Origin of the sequence: Mycolicibacterium neoaurum (assembly GCF_036946495.1) — a bacterium.
In the GTDB taxonomy this organism is placed as follows: Bacteria; Actinomycetota; Actinomycetes; order Mycobacteriales; family Mycobacteriaceae; genus Mycobacterium; species Mycobacterium neoaurum_B.
The window spans coordinates 1,809,934-1,825,648 of record NZ_JAQIIX010000002.1 but is presented as its reverse complement, the minus strand read 5'-3'; the positions used below and the strand labels follow the sequence as shown (position 1 = coordinate 1,825,648).

15 protein-coding genes and 2 tRNA genes are annotated in these 15,715 nt (G+C 67.3%); 10 read left to right on the top strand and 7 right to left on the bottom strand.

All coding sequences use genetic code 11. The annotated features are described in order from the left end of the window. Positions 1–22 precede the first annotated feature (22 nt). From PGN27_RS14075 to pknB, 6 genes are read left to right on the top strand one after another with little or no spacing between them, the layout of a single operon-like run. Positions 23–490, top strand: a complete 468-nt coding sequence (locus tag PGN27_RS14075) for an FHA domain-containing protein FhaB/FipA (protein WP_019512310.1) — start codon at positions 23–25, stop codon at positions 488–490. Further along, on the top strand, positions 487–2,085 hold the full coding sequence (locus PGN27_RS14070; RefSeq protein WP_335326659.1) for a PP2C family protein-serine/threonine phosphatase: 1,599 nt from the start codon (positions 487–489) through the stop codon (positions 2,083–2,085). Before PGN27_RS14075 ends, PGN27_RS14070 begins: the two co-directional genes overlap by 4 nt. Further along, entirely contained in the window at positions 2,082–3,497 is a 1,416-nt protein-coding gene (locus PGN27_RS14065; RefSeq protein WP_335326658.1) for a peptidoglycan glycosyltransferase RodA, read from the top strand. Before PGN27_RS14070 ends, PGN27_RS14065 begins: the two co-directional genes overlap by 4 nt. Then, a complete protein-coding gene (gene pbpA, locus PGN27_RS14060; protein ID WP_335326657.1) occupies positions 3,494–4,969 on the top strand; it encodes a D,D-transpeptidase PbpA in 1,476 nt (491 codons plus the stop codon). Before PGN27_RS14065 ends, pbpA begins: the two co-directional genes overlap by 4 nt. Further along, complete coding sequence (locus PGN27_RS14055; RefSeq protein WP_335326656.1) at positions 4,966–6,159, top strand: protein kinase domain-containing protein; 1,194 nt, start codon at positions 4,966–4,968, stop codon at positions 6,157–6,159. Before pbpA ends, PGN27_RS14055 begins: the two co-directional genes overlap by 4 nt. Beyond that, a complete protein-coding gene (gene pknB / locus PGN27_RS14050) occupies positions 6,156–8,030 on the top strand; it encodes a Stk1 family PASTA domain-containing Ser/Thr kinase (RefSeq protein WP_335326655.1) in 1,875 nt (624 codons plus the stop codon). The genes PGN27_RS14055 and pknB overlap by 4 nt, the downstream gene beginning before the upstream one ends. Before the next feature lie 82 nt (positions 8,031–8,112). Here the strand turns inward: pknB and PGN27_RS14045 are convergent, their stop codons facing one another. Further along, positions 8,113–8,772, bottom strand: a complete 660-nt coding sequence (locus PGN27_RS14045) for an aminodeoxychorismate/anthranilate synthase component II (protein ID WP_335326654.1) — start codon at positions 8,770–8,772, stop codon at positions 8,113–8,115. A 31-nt stretch (positions 8,773–8,803) separates the two neighbouring features. Beyond that, entirely contained in the window at positions 8,804–9,586 is a 783-nt protein-coding gene (locus tag PGN27_RS14040) for a DUF881 domain-containing protein (protein WP_335326653.1), read from the bottom strand. An 18-nt stretch (positions 9,587–9,604) separates the two neighbouring features. Here PGN27_RS14040 and crgA point away from each other — a divergent pair, with 18 nt between their 5' ends. Further along, the gene (gene crgA, locus PGN27_RS14035) at positions 9,605–9,886 is read left to right on the top strand and encodes a cell division protein CrgA (protein WP_019512796.1); all 282 of its coding nucleotides are present in this window, start codon (positions 9,605–9,607) and stop codon (positions 9,884–9,886) included. 156 nt (positions 9,887–10,042) lie between these two features. Continuing rightward, positions 10,043–10,456, top strand: coding sequence for a PH domain-containing protein (locus PGN27_RS14030; protein WP_335326652.1), 414 nt, complete (start codon positions 10,043–10,045; stop codon positions 10,454–10,456). 105 nt (positions 10,457–10,561) lie between these two features. Here PGN27_RS14030 and PGN27_RS14025 read toward each other — a convergent pair whose 3' ends face one another. Then, positions 10,562–11,116, bottom strand: coding sequence for a peptidylprolyl isomerase (locus PGN27_RS14025; RefSeq protein WP_335326651.1), 555 nt, complete (start codon positions 11,114–11,116; stop codon positions 10,562–10,564). Between the two features lie 70 nt (positions 11,117–11,186). Here PGN27_RS14025 and cwsA point away from each other — a divergent pair, with 70 nt between their 5' ends. Next, positions 11,187–11,507 (top strand): cell wall synthesis protein CwsA, encoded by a 321-nt coding sequence (gene cwsA, locus PGN27_RS14020; protein WP_335326650.1) that lies wholly within the window; start codon positions 11,187–11,189, stop codon positions 11,505–11,507. Between the two features lie 60 nt (positions 11,508–11,567). After that, positions 11,568–13,898, top strand: coding sequence for an arylsulfatase (locus tag PGN27_RS14015; protein WP_335326649.1), 2,331 nt, complete (start codon positions 11,568–11,570; stop codon positions 13,896–13,898). Here the strand turns inward: PGN27_RS14015 and PGN27_RS14010 are convergent. From PGN27_RS14010 to PGN27_RS13995, 4 genes are all read right to left on the bottom strand, one after another. Continuing rightward, on the bottom strand, positions 13,895–14,326 hold the full coding sequence (locus tag PGN27_RS14010; protein ID WP_335326648.1) for a hypothetical protein: 432 nt from the start codon (positions 14,324–14,326) through the stop codon (positions 13,895–13,897). The two genes, PGN27_RS14015 and PGN27_RS14010, sit on opposite strands and share 4 nt — an antisense overlap. A gap of 66 nt (positions 14,327–14,392) precedes the next feature. Beyond that, positions 14,393–14,465: transfer RNA gene (locus tag PGN27_RS14005), tRNA-Ala, on the bottom strand. A 129-nt stretch (positions 14,466–14,594) separates the two neighbouring features. Further along, positions 14,595–14,668, bottom strand: a tRNA-Ile gene (locus tag PGN27_RS14000). Positions 14,669–14,759: 91 nt separating this feature from the next. Beyond that, positions 14,760–15,698, bottom strand: coding sequence for a DUF3566 domain-containing protein (locus PGN27_RS13995; RefSeq protein ID WP_335326647.1), 939 nt, complete (start codon positions 15,696–15,698; stop codon positions 14,760–14,762). Between the last annotated feature and the right edge of the window lie 17 nt (positions 15,699–15,715).

Genomic DNA, 15,715 nt, shown 5'->3' with positions numbered 1-15,715 from the left:
ACCGTCATGGAGAGGACGTCAGATGCAGGGGCTAGTTCTGCAGCTGACCCGCGTCGGATTCCTGCTGCTGCTGTGGCTGTTCATCTGGTCGGTACTGCGCATCCTGCGTACCGACATCTACGCGCCGACCGGCGCGGTGATGGTGCGTCGCGGCTTGGCGCTGCGCGGGCCGCTGCTGCCCCGCGGCGAACGGCGGCACATCGCCAAACACATGGTCGTCACCGAGGGGGCCCTTGCCGGCACCCGCATCACGCTGGGCAGCCAGCCGGTGCTGATCGGTCGCGCCGACGATTCCACGCTGGTACTGACCGACGATTACGCGTCGACACGGCACGCCAGGCTGTCGCCTCGGGGCTCGGAATGGTACGTCGAGGACCTAGGATCGACCAACGGTACATACCTTGACAGGGCGAAGGTGACTACGGCGGTAAGGGTTCCGATGGGAACGCCGGTACGGATCGGCAAGACGGTAATCGAGCTGCGCCCGTGACACTCGTATTGCGTTACGCAGCGCGTAGTGATCGCGGGTTGGTGCGCGCCAACAACGAGGACTCGGTGTACGCCGGTGCCCGCCTGCTGGCCCTCGCCGACGGGATGGGGGGCCACGCCGCCGGTGAGGTCGCCTCACAGCTGGTAATCGCCGCACTGGCCCACCTCGACGATGACGAACCCGGCGGCGACCTGCTGAACAAGCTCAATGTCGCCGTCCACGAGGGCAACTCGGCCATCGCCGCGCATGTGGAGGCCGATCCCGAGCTCGAAGGCATGGGCACCACGCTGACGGCCATCCTGTTCGCCGGCGGCCGCCTCGGTCTGGTCCACATCGGCGACTCGCGCGGCTATCTCATGCGCGACGGTGAGCTGACCCAGATCACCAAGGACGACACCTTCGTCCAGACCCTGGTCGACGAGGGGCGCATCACCGCCGAGGAGGCGCACAGCCATCCCCAGCGCTCGCTGATCATGCGGGCGCTCACCGGTCACGAGGTCGAGCCGACCCTGATCATGCGGGAAGCCCGCGTTGGTGATCGTTACCTGCTGTGTTCGGACGGTCTTTCCGACCCGGTCAGCCAGGAGACCATCGCCGAGGCGCTGCAGATCCCCGATGTCACCGATGCCGCCGACCGACTCATCGAACTGGCGCTGCGCGGCGGCGGCCCGGACAACGTGACCGTGGTGGTCGCCGATGTCGTCGACTACGACTACGGCCAGACCCAGCCGATCCTGGCCGGGGCGGTCTCCGGTGAGGACAACGACACCGCACCACCCAATACCGCGGCGGGCCGGGCGTCGGCGTTCAACCCCAAACGCAACCAGCCGAAAAGGGTTGTCACCCAACCCGAAGAGCAACGCCCGCCCCGCTCCAAGCGCCGGATGTGGATCGCCGCCGTGGTGGTCCTGCTGGTAGTGGTGGCGGGGCTGGCCATCGCCCGCGAGATCATTCGCAACAACTATTACGTCAGCGAAGAGGACGGCACCGTCGCGATCATGCGCGGTGTGCAGGGCTCCTTTCTGGGCCTTTCCCTGCAGGAACCGTTCCTCGTCGGGTGTCTGAACTCCCGAAACGAACTGTCCTTGATCAGCTTCGGCCAATCCAAGGATGCGCTGGACTGCCAGCTGCTCGGCGTCGACGACATCCGGGAATCCGAACGCGCCCAGGTGACCGCAGGACTTCCGTCGGGCACCTTGGACGACGCGATCCGCCAGATCAACGAACTGTCGCGCACCTCGTTGCTGCCCATCTGCACGGTGCCGACCAAGACGGCCACCCCGTCACCGACTCCCACCCCGCGGCCCAGCCCGGCGCCCGCGTCCCGGCCGGCGGCCCCGTCGGGCACCGCGGCGGCACCCACCTCCGGCGCGCCGCGACCGGCCACCTCGGCCCCGCCGGCCACGACCCGAGCCGGTCAACCCGCCGATCAGGACGACGCGGACGCGCCGGATCCCGCGTTGGCACCTCGTGCCGGCGGATCCACACCGCCCGCGGCGCCCGCGACCACCACCACACCTTCCCCGTCCCCGACCGTCACGGCACTGCCGCCCTCACCGCCGGAGCCGGGCACCAATTGCCGGACCGCGTCATGAGCACTGAGCCTCAGTCACCGGTCTCTGTCACCCCTCCCCTGCCGAATCGGCGCAACGCCGAACTGGGCCTGCTGATCTTCGCCGCGGTCATCACCACCGTGGCGTTGCTGATCGTGGAGGCCAACCAGGAGCAGGGCGTCAACTGGGATCTGGCCCAGTACACGCTGGCCTACCTGGCCCTGTTCAGCGGGGCGCATCTGGCCATCCGCCGCTACGCCCCCTACGCCGACCCGCTGCTGCTGCCTGTTGTCGCCCTGCTCAACGGGCTGGGCCTGGTGATGATCCACCGGCTCGACCTCGCCCAGCGCGAACTCGACCAGGCCAGCGTCGGAGGCAATGCCGCCCAGCAGATGCTCTGGACGCTGGTCGGGGTGGTGGCCTTCGCCGCAGTGTTGGCCGTGTTGCGCGACCACCGCATGCTGGCCCGCTACGGCTACACCTGCGGCCTGGTCGGCCTTGTGCTGCTGGTGATTCCGGCGCTGCTGCCGGCCAGCTTCTCCGAACAGAACGGGGCCAAGATCTGGATCCGGTTCGAAGGCTTCTCGATCCAGCCCGCCGAGTTCTCCAAGATCCTGTTGCTGACCTTCTTCGCCGCCGTCCTGGTCTCCAAGCGTGAATTGTTCACCAACGCAGGCAAACACGTCCTGGGTCTCGACCTGCCACGGCCGCGTGACCTGGCCCCGCTGCTGGTGGCCTGGATCACCTCGGTCGGCGTCATGGTCTTCGAAAAGGACCTGGGCACTTCGCTTTTGCTCTACGCCTCGTTCCTGGTACTGCTCTACATCGCCACCGGCCGACTGGCCTGGGTCATCATCGGGCTCGCGTTGTTCGCCGTCGGTAGCGTGCTGGCCTACCACCTGTTCGGCCACGTCCGGGTGCGCGTGCAGAACTGGCTCGACCCGTTCGCCGACCCTGACGGGGCCGGCTACCAGATGGTGCAATCGCTGTTCAGCTTCGCCACCGGCGGCATCTTCGGCACCGGACTGGGCAACGGTCAGCCCGGCACCGTCCCGGCCGCCTCCACCGACTTCATCATCGCCGCAGTCGGCGAAGAACTCGGATTGGTCGGTCTGGCAGGCGTTCTCATGCTGTACACCATCTTGATCACCCGCGGGTTGCGCACCGCGATCGCCGTGCGGGACAGCTTCGGCAAACTACTGGCCGCCGGGCTTGCCTCGACGCTGGCGATCCAACTGTTCATCGTCGTCGGCGGTGTCACCAAGCTGATCCCGCTGACCGGCCTGACCACCCCGTGGATGTCTTACGGCGGTTCCTCGCTGCTGGCCAACTACGTGCTGCTGGCCATCCTGGTCCGCATCTCCCATGCCGCCCGGCGACCGATCGGACCCACCACCGGGCCGAACCCGGCGCCCATCGCCGCGGCGTCCACCGAGGTGATCGGGAAAGCATGAACACCTCGCTGCGCCGGCTCTCGGTCGTCTTCATGGCACTGATCGTGTTGCTGCTCGCCAACGCCACCCTGACCCAGGTGTTCACCGCCGACGGGTACCGCGCCGATCCGCGCAACCAACGGGTGCTGCTCGACGAGTACTCCCGCCAGCGCGGCCAGATCACCGCGGGCGGGGAACTGCTGGCGTACTCGGTGTCCACCGACGGCCGGTTCCGCTTCCTGCGGACCTACCCCAAGCCGCAGACCTACGCCCCGGTAACCGGCTTCTACTCGCTTGGCTACTCCAGCAGCGGCCTGGAGCGCGCGGAGGACCCCATCCTCAACGGCTCCGACGAACGGCTGTTCGGCAAGCGTCTTGCCGACTTCTTCACCGGGCGGGATCCGCGCGGCGGCAACGTCGACACCACCGTCAAACCCGATGTGCAGGAAGCGGCGTGGGAAGCCATGGAAAACGGCTGCGACGGCCCCTGCAAGGGTGCTGTCGTCGCGCTGGAACCGTCGACGGGCAAGATCCTGGCCATGGTCTCGGCGCCGTCCTATGACCCCAACCAGCTGGCCAGCCACGACGGTGCGGTGCAAACCAAGGCCTGGGAGCAGCTGCGTGATGACGCCGACGCCCCGCTGCTCAACCGGGCCATCTCGGAGACCTATCCCCCGGGTTCGACGTTCAAGGTGATCACCACCGCCGCCGCGCTGCAGGCCGGCGCCACGCCGGACACCCAGCTCACCGCGGCCCCGCGCATCGCGCTGCCCGACACCACCGCCACGCTGGAGAACTACGGCGGCAGCCCGTGTGGCGGCGGCCCGACCGCACCGCTGCGCGAGGCCTTCGCCCGATCCTGCAATACCGCCTTCGTCGAGCTGGGCATCGACAACGGTGCCGACAAACTCAAGGCCACCGCCCGGGCGTTCGGTCTGGACAGCACCCCGGCGGCGATCCCGCTGCAGGTAGCCGAGTCGACCGTCGGCCCGATCAGCGACGCCGCTGCGCTGGGAATGTCCAGCATCGGGCAGCGCGATGTGGCGGTCACCCCACTGCAGAATGCGATGGTGGCCGCGACCATCGCCAACGGCGGCGTCACCATGACGCCGTATCTGGTCGATACCCTCAAGGGACCGGACCTGTCCAACATCGCCACCACCGCTCCGACCGAACAGCGACGAGCAGTGTCACCGCAGGTCGCAGCTACACTTACCGATTTGATGGTGGGCGCCGAGCAGGTGACGCAGCAGAAGGGAGCCATCGCCGGCGTGCAGATCGCATCCAAGACGGGCACTGCCGAGCACGGCACCGATCCCCGCAACACCCCGCCCCACGCCTGGTACATCGCCTTCGCACCGGCCCAAGCCCCGAAGGTGGCCGTCGCCGTCCTCGTGGAGAATGGCGGAGACCGATTGTCCGCCACCGGCGGCGCCGTAGCCGCCCCGATCGGGCGCGCCACCATAGCCGCCGCACTCCGGGAGGGATCATGACGGCCCGGGTCGGAGTGACGCTGTCGGGGCGCTACCGACTGCAGCGCCTGATCGCCACCGGCGGTATGGGACAGGTGTGGGAGGGACTGGACACCCGGCTCGGCCGCCAGGTCGCGATCAAGGTGCTCAAGGCCGAGTTCTCCGAGGACTCGGAGTTCGTGGACCGCTTCCGCGGCGAGGCGCGCACCGTCGCCATGCTCAACCATCCGGGTATCGCCAGCGTGTACGACTACGGCGAGACCGAGATGGACGCCGGCGAGGGCCGCACCGCCTATCTGGTGATGGAGCTGGTCAACGGTGAGCCGCTGAACTCCGTCATCAAGCGCACCGGGCGGCTGTCGCTGCGCCACGCCCTGGACATGCTGGAACAGACCGGCCGGGCCCTGCAGGTCGCCCACACCGCGGGCCTGGTGCACCGCGACGTCAAACCCGGCAACATCCTCATCACGCCCACCGGGCAGGTCAAGCTCACCGACTTCGGCATCGCCAAGGCCGTCGACGCCGCCCCGGTCACCCAGACCGGCATGGTGATGGGCACCGCCCAGTACATCGCGCCCGAGCAGGCCCTGGGCCGCGACGCGACCGCCGCATCCGATGTGTACTCCCTCGGCGTCGTCGGCTACGAGTCGGTGTCGGGCAAGCGTCCCTTCACCGGCGACGGTGCGCTGACGGTCGCGATGAAGCACATCAAGGAGGCGCCACCGCCGCTTCCTCCCGACCTGCCGCCCAACGTGCGTGAGCTCATCGAGATCACGCTGGCCAAGGAGCCCAACCAGCGGTACCGCTCGGGTGGGCCGTTCGCCGACGCCGTCGCCGCGGTGCGCGCCGGTCGCCGCCCACCGCGCCCCAACTCGGCGCCGACCATCGGCCGCGCCGCGCCCGCGGCCATCCCGTCGGGCACCCAGGCCCGCGCCGCCGCGGCCGCCGAATACCGTCCGCCGGTGACCACGTCGCGACCGCGCGCGGGGACCGGAAGTCACCGTCCGCCGCCACCGCGGCGCACCTTCTCCCCCGGTCAGCGCGCACTGCTGTGGGCCGCCGGTGTGCTCGGAGCGCTGGCCATCATCATCGCGGTGTTGATCGTGGTGAATGCCCAGGACAAGCGCGACAATCCGGTGCAGCAGGAGACCTCCACCAGCACCACCGTCATCGGGGTTCCGCCGGCGGCACCACCTAGTGAGACCCCGTGACCACCCCCCAGCACCTTTCGGACCGCTACGAGCTTGGTGAGATCCTCGGGTTCGGTGGCATGTCCGAGGTTCACATCGCCCGCGACACCCGGTTACACCGTGACGTGGCGGTGAAGGTGTTGCGCGCCGACCTGGCCCGCGACCCGAGTTTCTATCTCCGCTTCCGTCGCGAGGCCCAGAATGCCGCCGCGCTGAACCATCCGGCGATCGTCGCGGTGTACGACACCGGCGAGGCCGAGACCCCCAACGGTCCCCTGCCCTACATCGTCATGGAGTACGTCGACGGGGTGACGCTGCGCGATATCGTGCACACCGAGGGCCCGATCGAGGCCAAGCGCGCCATCGAGATCATCGCCGACGCTTGCCAGGCGCTGAATTTCAGCCACCAGCACGGCATCATCCACCGTGACGTCAAGCCGGCCAACATCATGATCTCCAAGTCCGGCGCCGTGAAGGTGATGGACTTCGGCATCGCCCGCGCGCTCGCTGACGCCAACAACGTGACCCAGACCGCCGCAGTCATCGGCACCGCCCAGTACCTGTCGCCCGAGCAGGCTCGCGGTGAGAAGGTCGACGCCCGCTCCGATGTCTACTCGCTCGGCTGCGTGCTGTACGAAATCCTCACCGGAGAGCCACCTTTCGTCGGAGATTCGCCGGTGGCGGTGGCCTACCAGCATGTCCGCGAGGATCCCGCAGCGCCGTCGACGCGCCATGCCGGGGTGTCCCCGGAACTCGACGCCGTGGTGCTCAAGGCGCTGTCGAAGAACCCCGAGAATCGCTACCAGAGTGCGGCCGAGATGCGCACGGATCTGATCCGCGTCCACAGCGGCGAGGCGCCCGAGGCCCCGAAGATCTTCACCGACGCCGAGCGCACCAATCTGCTCAGCAATATCGCAACCCCGCACGCGCGGGCCCTGCCCACCGAGCACATCCCGACCGCGGGTGGTTATCCCAATAGGTCCAACAACAACTCGGTGGGACGCTGGCTCATCGTCGTCGCGGTCCTGGCCGTGCTGACCGTGGTGGTCACCATCGCCATCAACGCGTTCGGCAGCAGCCCCCGCGATGTGCAGGTCCCCGATGTGACGGGCCAGGCCTCCGCGGATGCCATTGCCGCTCTTCAGAATCGCGGTTTCAAGACCCGTACCCAGCAGCGCCCGGATTCCACGGTGCGCGTCGAGCACGTCATCACCACCGAGCCGTCGCCCGGCACGGAAGTCAGTGCGGGCGAGGACATCACCATCGTGGTGTCGACCGGACCCGAGCAGCGCGCCGTGCCCGAGGTCAAGGGCATGACGCTGGCCCAAGCCACCACCGAGCTGCTGGACGCGGGCTTCGGTCGGGTGCAGCCCTCCGAATCGGAGTCCACCCCCGAGCTCAAGGGCAAGGTGTTGGGCACCAATCCCCCGGCGAACTCCACTTCGGCGATCACCAACGTCATCACCATCATCGTGGGTTCAGGGCCGGGCAGCGTCGCGGTGCCCGACTGCGTGGGCCAGAGCGTCGAGGTGTGCCAGCAGATCCTGACCGCGTCCGGTTTCACCAACGTCCTTCCGGTCGAGGTGGACAACACCGCACCGGCCGGGCAGGTCGTCGGTACCAACCCCCCCGCCGGGCAGCCCGTGGCCAAGGACTCGGTCGTCCAGATGCGGGTCTCGCGCGGCAACCAGTTCGTGATGCCGAATCTGACCGGTCAGTTCTGGGTGGATGCCGAGCCGAACCTGCGGGCACTGGGCTGGCGCGGCGTGCTGATCAAGGGCGCCAACGTCGACAACAGCGGTCAGCGCACCAACGCCGTGGTGACCCAGAACCCGGCGCCGGGGGCCGGCGTCGGCTACGGAGATTCGATCACGCTGAGCTTCGCGTCCTAGTCCCGGGCGCCCGTCAAATGTTCCGCTGACAGCGCCGCCACGCCATATGTGGCACGACGGCGCTGTCAGCGTCACATTGCGATCAGGCCCGAGCGGTCGCCGCGCGCACCGCGTCGGCGACCTCGTTCTCCAGCGTGCGCACCAAACCCTCGTCCGGAGCGGCGCCGCAGTAGCCGAGCCAGTTGGCAAGCATCCGGTGCCCGCCCTCGGTGAGGATCGACTCGGGGTGGAACTGCACACCGTGAATCGGTAGTTCCCGGTGGCGCACCGCCATGATGACCCCGCTGTCGGTCTCGCCGGTGGACTCCAACTCGGCGGGCAACGTCTCGGGCAGGATCGTCAGCGAGTGGTAGCGGGTCGCGGTGAACGGGTCGGGAAGCCCTTGCAGCACACCGGTATCGCGATGATGCACCGTGCTGGTCTTACCGTGCAGCAGCTCGGGCGCCCGGTCCACGGTGCCACCGAAGGCCACCCCGATGGCCTGGTGGCCGAGGCAGACTCCCAGCAGCGGAGTCTTGGTCTGCGCGCTGGCATGGACCAGCGGGATCGAGGCGCCGGCGCGCTCGGGGGTGCCTGGGCCGGGGGAGAGCAGGATGCCGTCGAACTGTCGGGCCACCTCGCCCGGATCGGCCAGCCGCTCGTCGTCGTTGCGCCAGACCTGTGCCGTCACGCCGAGCTGGCCCAGGTACTGGACCAGGTTGAACACGAAGCTGTCGTAATTGTCGACGACCAGAACCTGCATGGGGATCAGGCTACTGCGCCGGGCCGCGGCGTCAGTATCCGAGCGGACCTGCCGGTTTGGCATACCGCATACGCACCGGCGCCGTATAGCCCGCCAACTCGACGTCGTCGCGGACCTCCTCGGAGTAACCGAGCTGGAACCGCAGGACGTATTGCTTGTAAAGGGTCACCAGGGGAGCGGCCGACAGCGCCGCCTGCATGGCCACCGGATCGCCCACCGCGGTGACGACATACGGCGGGCTGTAGGTGCGGTCGTTGAGCAGCAGCGTGTTGCCGACGCACAACGGGGCGGAGGTGGCAATGATGCGTTGGTCTTGCATCTGGATGCCCTCCGCGCCGGCGCTCCACAGGGCGTTCAACACCGCCTGGATGTCCTGCTGATGGACGACCAGGTCGTCCGGTGAGGCGTCGACGGGGTAGCGGCCGTCGGCATCGCGCTGGGCATCGTCGAGCGTGACGACCAGCCCCGGCCCACGCAGGGGGTCCAGGCCGACCTGTTCGGCGAGAACATCGGAGCGATGGGTGATGGCGGCCAGAGCGGCTTGGACGCCGGGAGAGCCCCCGTGATGACTCTCCGTGCCGGCCACCAGGGCATCGCGCTGTGCGGTCAGACGGTCGACGCCGGCGCTGGTCTCCCGCACCAGGTCGACCAGTCGGGGTGCGTCGCTGCGCCGGATCTCGGCGCCGTCGGCCACACCATGGGTGGTGGACAGCAGAAGACCGGCGAACAAGCAGACAATCGGCACCCCGAACCGCCACAGCGACCGTTTGCGGTGCGGTGCTGCGTTAGGCTCGGAGTCCACTGCCTCGACCATCGTCTCCAAAGGTTAACCATGCCCAAGTCCAAAGTCCGTAAGAAGAACGACTTCACCATCAACCCGGTGAGTCGGACCCCGGTCAAGGTCAAAGCCGGGCCGTCGAGTGTGTGGTTCGTCGTCCTGTTCGTCGGGCTGATGCTCTTCGGGCTGTTCTGGTTGCTGGTCTTCCAGCTCGGTGCCACCGGATTGAACGCACCCACCTGGTTGGGCTGGATGGCCGATCTGGGCCCGTGGAACTACGCGATCGCGTTTGCCTTCATGATCTCCGGACTTTTGCTGACGATGCGGTGGCGCTGACGCCAAAAGCGTCCAAAATGAGCCAACCCGTGCATCACCGTGGTTATCCGGCCCGCAACCTGTGCGTAACCCAATCACACCGTTGTGATTCATCCCCATTGGGGATAGCGTCTGTGGATAACTTCAAAACCCCCGGTAAGAGGGGGTGCTGAGCAAATGCAGCAAACTTTTTGGGCGCCGAAGAGCGCAGCCATCATCTGGATCGGAATCGCCGGTCTCGCGATGGCAATTGTGGCTGTGACCGTGGTCACAGACGTGCCGGGACGTGTTCTCGGCATCGTTGCCGCCGCTGGTTTGGTGTTGTTTGCAACATTTTCGTGGCGTGCACGACCAAAACTGGCAATCACCGAGAGCGGCTTGCAGGTACGCGGCTGGGTGAGCACCCGGGTGATCGCGCGCGATGAGATCACCCAGATTCGGATCACCGAGTTCCGGCGGCTGGCGCGCAAACAGCGGCTGTTGGAGATCGACACCGCCGACGACCGGCTCTACATCTTCACCCGGTGGGATCTGGGCACCAGTCCCGTCGAGGTTCTCGATGCGCTGAGGGCCGCCGGTTACGTGCGCTGACCTTCCCGGTGACCGTGCGTGTCTGCGGCCCGACACACCGGCCCGCACCCAAAGAAAACGCACGCTCACCGAATATCGGTGAGCGTGCGCTTTGGGAATCTCGCGTCAGGAAATGGTGATGCTCTCGATCACGACGGGCTCGGTGGGCCGGTCACTGCGATCGGTCGCGGTCGTGGCGATCGCGTCCACGACCTTCTGCGATTCCGGATCGACGACCTCACCGAAGATGGTGTGCCGGCGATTCAGGTGCGGGGTCTTGCCGACGGTGATGAAGAACTGCGATCCGTTGGTGCCCGGTCCGGCGTTGGCCATGGCCAGCAGGTAGGGCTTGTCGAACTGCAATTCGGGGTGGAACTCGTCGGCGAACTGGTAGCCGGGGCCGCCGCGACCGGTGCCGGTCGGGTCGCCGCCCTGGATCATGAAGCCCTCGATGACGCGGTGGAAGACCGCACCGTCGTAGAAGGGACCCGACGATCCGCCGGTGGCGTTCTCGGTGCTGTACTCCTTGGTGCCCTGCGCCAGACCGGTGAAGTTGGCGACGGTCTTGGGGGCGTGGTTGCCGAACAGGGCGATCTTGATGTCACCACGGTTGGTGTGCAGCGTCGCGGTCGCTGTCTGAATGGGGCTCGTCACGGATTTCAGTCTGCCACTCGGTCCCATACCGCTGTCCACGGCCCCGCGGTTAGTGGCACGCTGTGGGGGACTTCCGGACAGCTCAGAGAGGTGACCCATGAGCACCAGCACCGACACACCGTTGACACCGGCGCAGCGCCTCAGCCGCGGGTTGAGGTACACCGTGGTCGGCCCCGTCGACATCACCCGCGGCACCGTCGGCCTCGGCGCGTCCTCGGCCGCTTCCGGCGTTTCCTGGCTCAGCGCCCGACTCCGTCCTGAGCCGCCCGCACCGCCGAAACGGCGCCCGCTGCTGTACGTGGTGATCGGCGCCGGTGTCCTCGCCATCGGCGCGGTGACGTTCTCGATCGTGCGCCGGTCGATGCGGCCCGAACCGTCGACGTTGCCGCCGAGCGTGGAGATCAGCCCCAAACCCTGAGCCGCTCCGGGAAAGTCGGTGTATCACTTATCGGATACACCGTGCGCGGAGAGGACCAGCATGAGCACCGACATCGTGGCCCCGAAGATCCCCGACGGCGGGACTCTGCCGTTTCCGCCGGTACCGTCGGCCAGTGTGGCCGGCCGCACGCTCGCCGAGTCCAGCTACGCCAGCCGTGCGGTACCGCGCCGGTTGCCCGCCGACAGCCCGAACATCGTCATCGTGTTGATCGACGACGCCGGACCGGGGCTGCCCACCGCATTCGGTGGCGAGGTGAACACCGCGACGCTGGACCGGATGTGTGAAGAAGGCGTGTCCTACAACCGATTCCACACCACCGCGATGTGTTCCCCGACCCGCGCCTCACTGCTGACCGGGCGCAATCACCACGAGATCGGCAACGGCCAGATCGCCGAGTTGGCCAACGACTGGGACGGCTACTCGGGCAAGATCCCCCGCTCGGCGGCGACGGTCGCCGAGGTGCTCAAACAGTACGGATACGCCACCTCCGCGTTCGGTAAGTGGCACAACACCCCGGCCGAAGAGACCACCGCCGCCGGACCGTTCGAGAATTGGCCCACGGGTTTGGGTTTCGAGTATTTCTACGGATTCCTGGCCGGTGAGGCATCCCAGTACGAGCCCCACCTGGTGCGCAACACCACCGTCGTCGCGCCGACCAAGACCGCCGAAGAGGGTTACCACCTATCCGAGGATCTGGCCGATGACGCGATCGGCTGGCTGCGGCGGCACAAGGCCTTCAACGCCGACAAGCCGTTCTTCATGTATTGGGCCAGCGGGTGCCTGCACGGTCCGCACCACATCATGAAGGAGTGGGCCGACAAGTACGCAGGCAAGTTCGATGACGGGTGGGATGCCTACCGCGAGCGGGTGTTCGAGCGCGCCAAGGCCAAGGGCTGGATACCGCAGGACTGCACGCTCACCGAGCGCGACGAGACACTGTCGGCGTGGGATGACATTCCCGAGGACGAGAAGCCCTTCCAGCGCCGCTTGATGGAGGTCGCCGCCGGGTACGCCGAACATGTCGATGTCCAGGTCGGCCGGATCAGCGATGAGCTGGATGCCCTCGGCTATGGCGAGAACACACTGTTTCTCTACATCTGGGGCGATAACGGGTCATCGGGGGAGGGCCAGAACGGCACAATCGCCGAACTCCTTGCCCAGAACGGCATTCCGACGACGGTACGTCAGCATATCGACGCTCTGGACGCCCTCGGTGGCCTCGATGTGCTGGGTTCACCATTGGTGGACAACCAGTATCACGCCGGCTGGGCGTGGGCGGGCAGCACACCGTACAAGGGGATGAAGTTGTTGGCCTCCCACCTCGGGGGCACGCGCAATCCGCTGGTCGCGCGGTGGCCGGCGCGAATCCCGGCCGATCCGGTCCCGCGCGATGTGTTCCTGCACTGCAATGACATCGTTCCGACCATCTACGAGCTGGTCGGTATCGAACCGCCACGCACAGTGGCCGGCGAACCCCAGATGCCCATGGCCGGAGCGAGTTTCGCCCGGACGCTGGTCGACCGCAGCGCCGAGGGCGGGAAGCGAACCCAGTACTTCGAGATCATGGGCAGCCGCGCGATCTACGATGACGGCTGGTTGGCGTGTGCTCGTGGCCCCCGTCTTCCGTGGCTGGCCGGGATGCCCGAGGGCATCGCGACCTGGACCCCCGACCAGGACCGCTGGGAGCTCTACAACCTCGACGACGACTGGTCCCAAGCCCACGATCTGGCCGACGCCGAGCCACAGAAGCTGGCGCAGCTCCGCGAACTGTTCGCCATCGAGGCCGCACGCAACGCGGTGCTGCCGATCGGCGGCGGGTTGTGGGTTCCGGTGTATCACCCGGAGCTGCGGATCGCCCCGCCGTACCGGGAGTGGACATTCGCCGGGGACATGGTCCGGATGCCGGAGTTCTGCGCGCCGGCGCTGGGCAACAAGAACAACGTCGTGACCATCGATGCCGAGGTGCCGTCCGGCGGTAACGGAGTGCTCTATGCCCTGGGCGGCGCGGCGGGCGGGTTGACCTGCTATCTGGATGCCGGTCATCTCTGCTACGAGTACAACCTGTTCATCCTGATGCGGACCAAGGTGCGCTCGACGCAGCCCATCTCACCCGGCAGGCACACCATCGTCGTCGAGACGAGCTACGCCGAACAACGTCCCGGTGGCCCGCTGGACGTGACGTTGTCGGTGGACGGTGACGTGGTTGCCTCCGGTCAGGTTCCGGTGTCTGCGCCGCTGCTGTTCACCGCCAACGATTGCCTCGACATCGGGACCTGCCTGGGTTCACCCGTATCGCTGGATTACCGCGAGCGTGCCCCGTTTCCGTACGAGGGGCATATCCGCCAGGTACACGTCGCGTACTCGACCTAGTAGTAGGCGAAGCTGCATGTCGGCCGGGGTTCTGTGACGAACGAGACCAGGTTGCCATCCATGATGATGTCGCAGATGAGTTCGGTGTCACCGCCGTCGGCGCGCACCGAGGACTGCACCTTGTCATAGACCGGGTACTGCTTCTCCCACGGCAAGGTCACGTTGGTCTCGGTCTGTTCTGGCTCGCCGTTGATCTGATAGGTGATCGTCACCGGGGCCGTGCCCCCGCGTACCTGCATGGTCGCGGTGCCGATGGGCGCACCCTCGGGTGTGGGGGAGGGGCGGGTGGTGGTTGTCTCGTTGGTGGCGGTCGTCTGCGCCGGCCTACTGGACTCGGCAGGTGCCGCCGTGGGGCGGCCATCGGTGGAACCACAGCCCACGAGGGCGGAGGTGACGACGAATGCCCCAAGCACGCCGGTGAGTCTCATGAATTGAGCCTAAGGCGGCCGGGCGGGTGGGCGACTCACCAATAACGGAGCCAGAGGAGTGAACTGTGGAGCCTAGGAGATTCGAACTCCTGACATCTGCCTTGCAAAGGCAGCGCTCTACCAACTGAGCTAAGGCCCCTTACGGGGTTATGCGGGCCGATCCTCGATGGTGTGCCAGACCTCGACACCGTGGCGGGACCGGTAGACGATCACCGCGACGGCTGTGACAACTGCCACCAACACCAACTTCATGGTGCATACCCTTCCGTGGGCCTAGGAGGACTCGAACCTCCGACCTCTTCGTTATCAGCGAAGCGCTCTAACCGCCTGAGCTATAGGCCCGTACAACCACCCGAAACGCACTGGCTGGCCGAGCGACGAGATTACCGTAAGCACTGCCCATCGCCCAAACCGCGTGCATCTGATCGTGCGATCAGTCCCTATCGGCCAACGTGACCTCGACGCCGCCGACCAGATCGGTGATCAGGTTGTAGATGAACGCGCCGGCGGTCGCCATGGCCGTCAGCAACACGATGTTGACCAGACCGATCAGCGTGGCACCGCCGAAAATCGTTCCGCTGGAGATCAGTTCACCGCCGCCACCGCTGTCGCTGGTGAGCAGGTCGCCGACATTGCTGTTCAACTTGGTCCAGACGCCCATGCCACCGAGCACCAGGTACAGGAACGCCACGGCGATCATCCAGACGAAGAACATCACGCCGGAGAGCACCAGCGAGACCTTCAGCGTGCTCCACGGGTCGATCCGACGAATCTGCATGCTCGCGCGCACCGGACCCTGGTGCTTGCGCGCGCCCACCTGAACCCGTCCCGCCGCGGCGGGACGCGAATCACCGGAGGCCGGCGCCGGCGGGCGACCCTGGCGGGGCGGCTGTCCCGACAGATCGGGCAGCTCGCTGGCGTACTTCTCCGGGCGCTGCGCCTCGGTGCGTTGGCCCTCCGGGCGGCTCTCCGGACGTTCCGGTGCCCTGGTCGCGACGACCTCGGTGTCCCGTGTCTCGCGGCTCTCCCGGGGTTGGTTGAACGCGGTGCCGGACAGGAACTGTCCGACCCGGGCGTCGGTGCCAGGGGAGCGCGTGGGCGGCCGCTGCGGCTCACCGGTGCGGTTGGACTCGGCGGGCCGGGCCGGCTCCGCAGGCCGGGCGGGCTCGGTGGGACGTACCGGCTCGGTGGGACGGGCGGGCTCACCGGGGCGTTGCGGGTTGGCGGCCCGCGCCGCCGGGCCGCGCTGCCACGGCGGGACTTCGTTGGAGTCGGCGGCCGGTGACCGTCGGGCGGGCGTGGCTCCCTCGGGTTGTGACGCACCCGGGGTCCCGGCGGGCGCCGGGTGTCCGGGCTCGTTCGGTGAGGTCACCTAGTGGCTCCTTGTCT

What these genes read in the sequence shown, in the direction of transcription:
- PGN27_RS14075 (WP_019512310.1), top strand. Translation starts at nt 23, where the DNA reads ATGCAGGGGCTAGTTCTGCAGCTGACCCGCGTCGGATTCCTGCTGCTG.
- PGN27_RS14065 (WP_335326658.1), top strand. Translation starts at nt 2,082, where the DNA reads ATGAGCACTGAGCCTCAGTCACCGGTCTCTGTCACCCCTCCCCTGCCG.
- pbpA (WP_335326657.1), top strand. Translation starts at nt 3,494, where the DNA reads ATGAACACCTCGCTGCGCCGGCTCTCGGTCGTCTTCATGGCACTGATC.
- PGN27_RS14055 (WP_335326656.1), top strand. Translation starts at nt 4,966, where the DNA reads ATGACGGCCCGGGTCGGAGTGACGCTGTCGGGGCGCTACCGACTGCAG.
- PGN27_RS14045 (WP_335326654.1), bottom strand. Translation starts at nt 8,772, where the DNA reads ATGCAGGTTCTGGTCGTCGACAATTACGACAGCTTCGTGTTCAACCTG.
- PGN27_RS14040 (WP_335326653.1), bottom strand. Translation starts at nt 9,586, where the DNA reads ATGGTCGAGGCAGTGGACTCCGAGCCTAACGCAGCACCGCACCGCAAA.
- crgA (WP_019512796.1), top strand. Translation starts at nt 9,605, where the DNA reads ATGCCCAAGTCCAAAGTCCGTAAGAAGAACGACTTCACCATCAACCCG.
- PGN27_RS14030 (WP_335326652.1), top strand. Translation starts at nt 10,043, where the DNA reads ATGCAGCAAACTTTTTGGGCGCCGAAGAGCGCAGCCATCATCTGGATC.
- PGN27_RS14025 (WP_335326651.1), bottom strand. Translation starts at nt 11,116, where the DNA reads ATGGGACCGAGTGGCAGACTGAAATCCGTGACGAGCCCCATTCAGACA.
- cwsA (WP_335326650.1), top strand. Translation starts at nt 11,187, where the DNA reads ATGAGCACCAGCACCGACACACCGTTGACACCGGCGCAGCGCCTCAGC.
- PGN27_RS14015 (WP_335326649.1), top strand. Translation starts at nt 11,568, where the DNA reads ATGAGCACCGACATCGTGGCCCCGAAGATCCCCGACGGCGGGACTCTG.
- PGN27_RS14010 (WP_335326648.1), bottom strand. Translation starts at nt 14,326, where the DNA reads ATGAGACTCACCGGCGTGCTTGGGGCATTCGTCGTCACCTCCGCCCTC.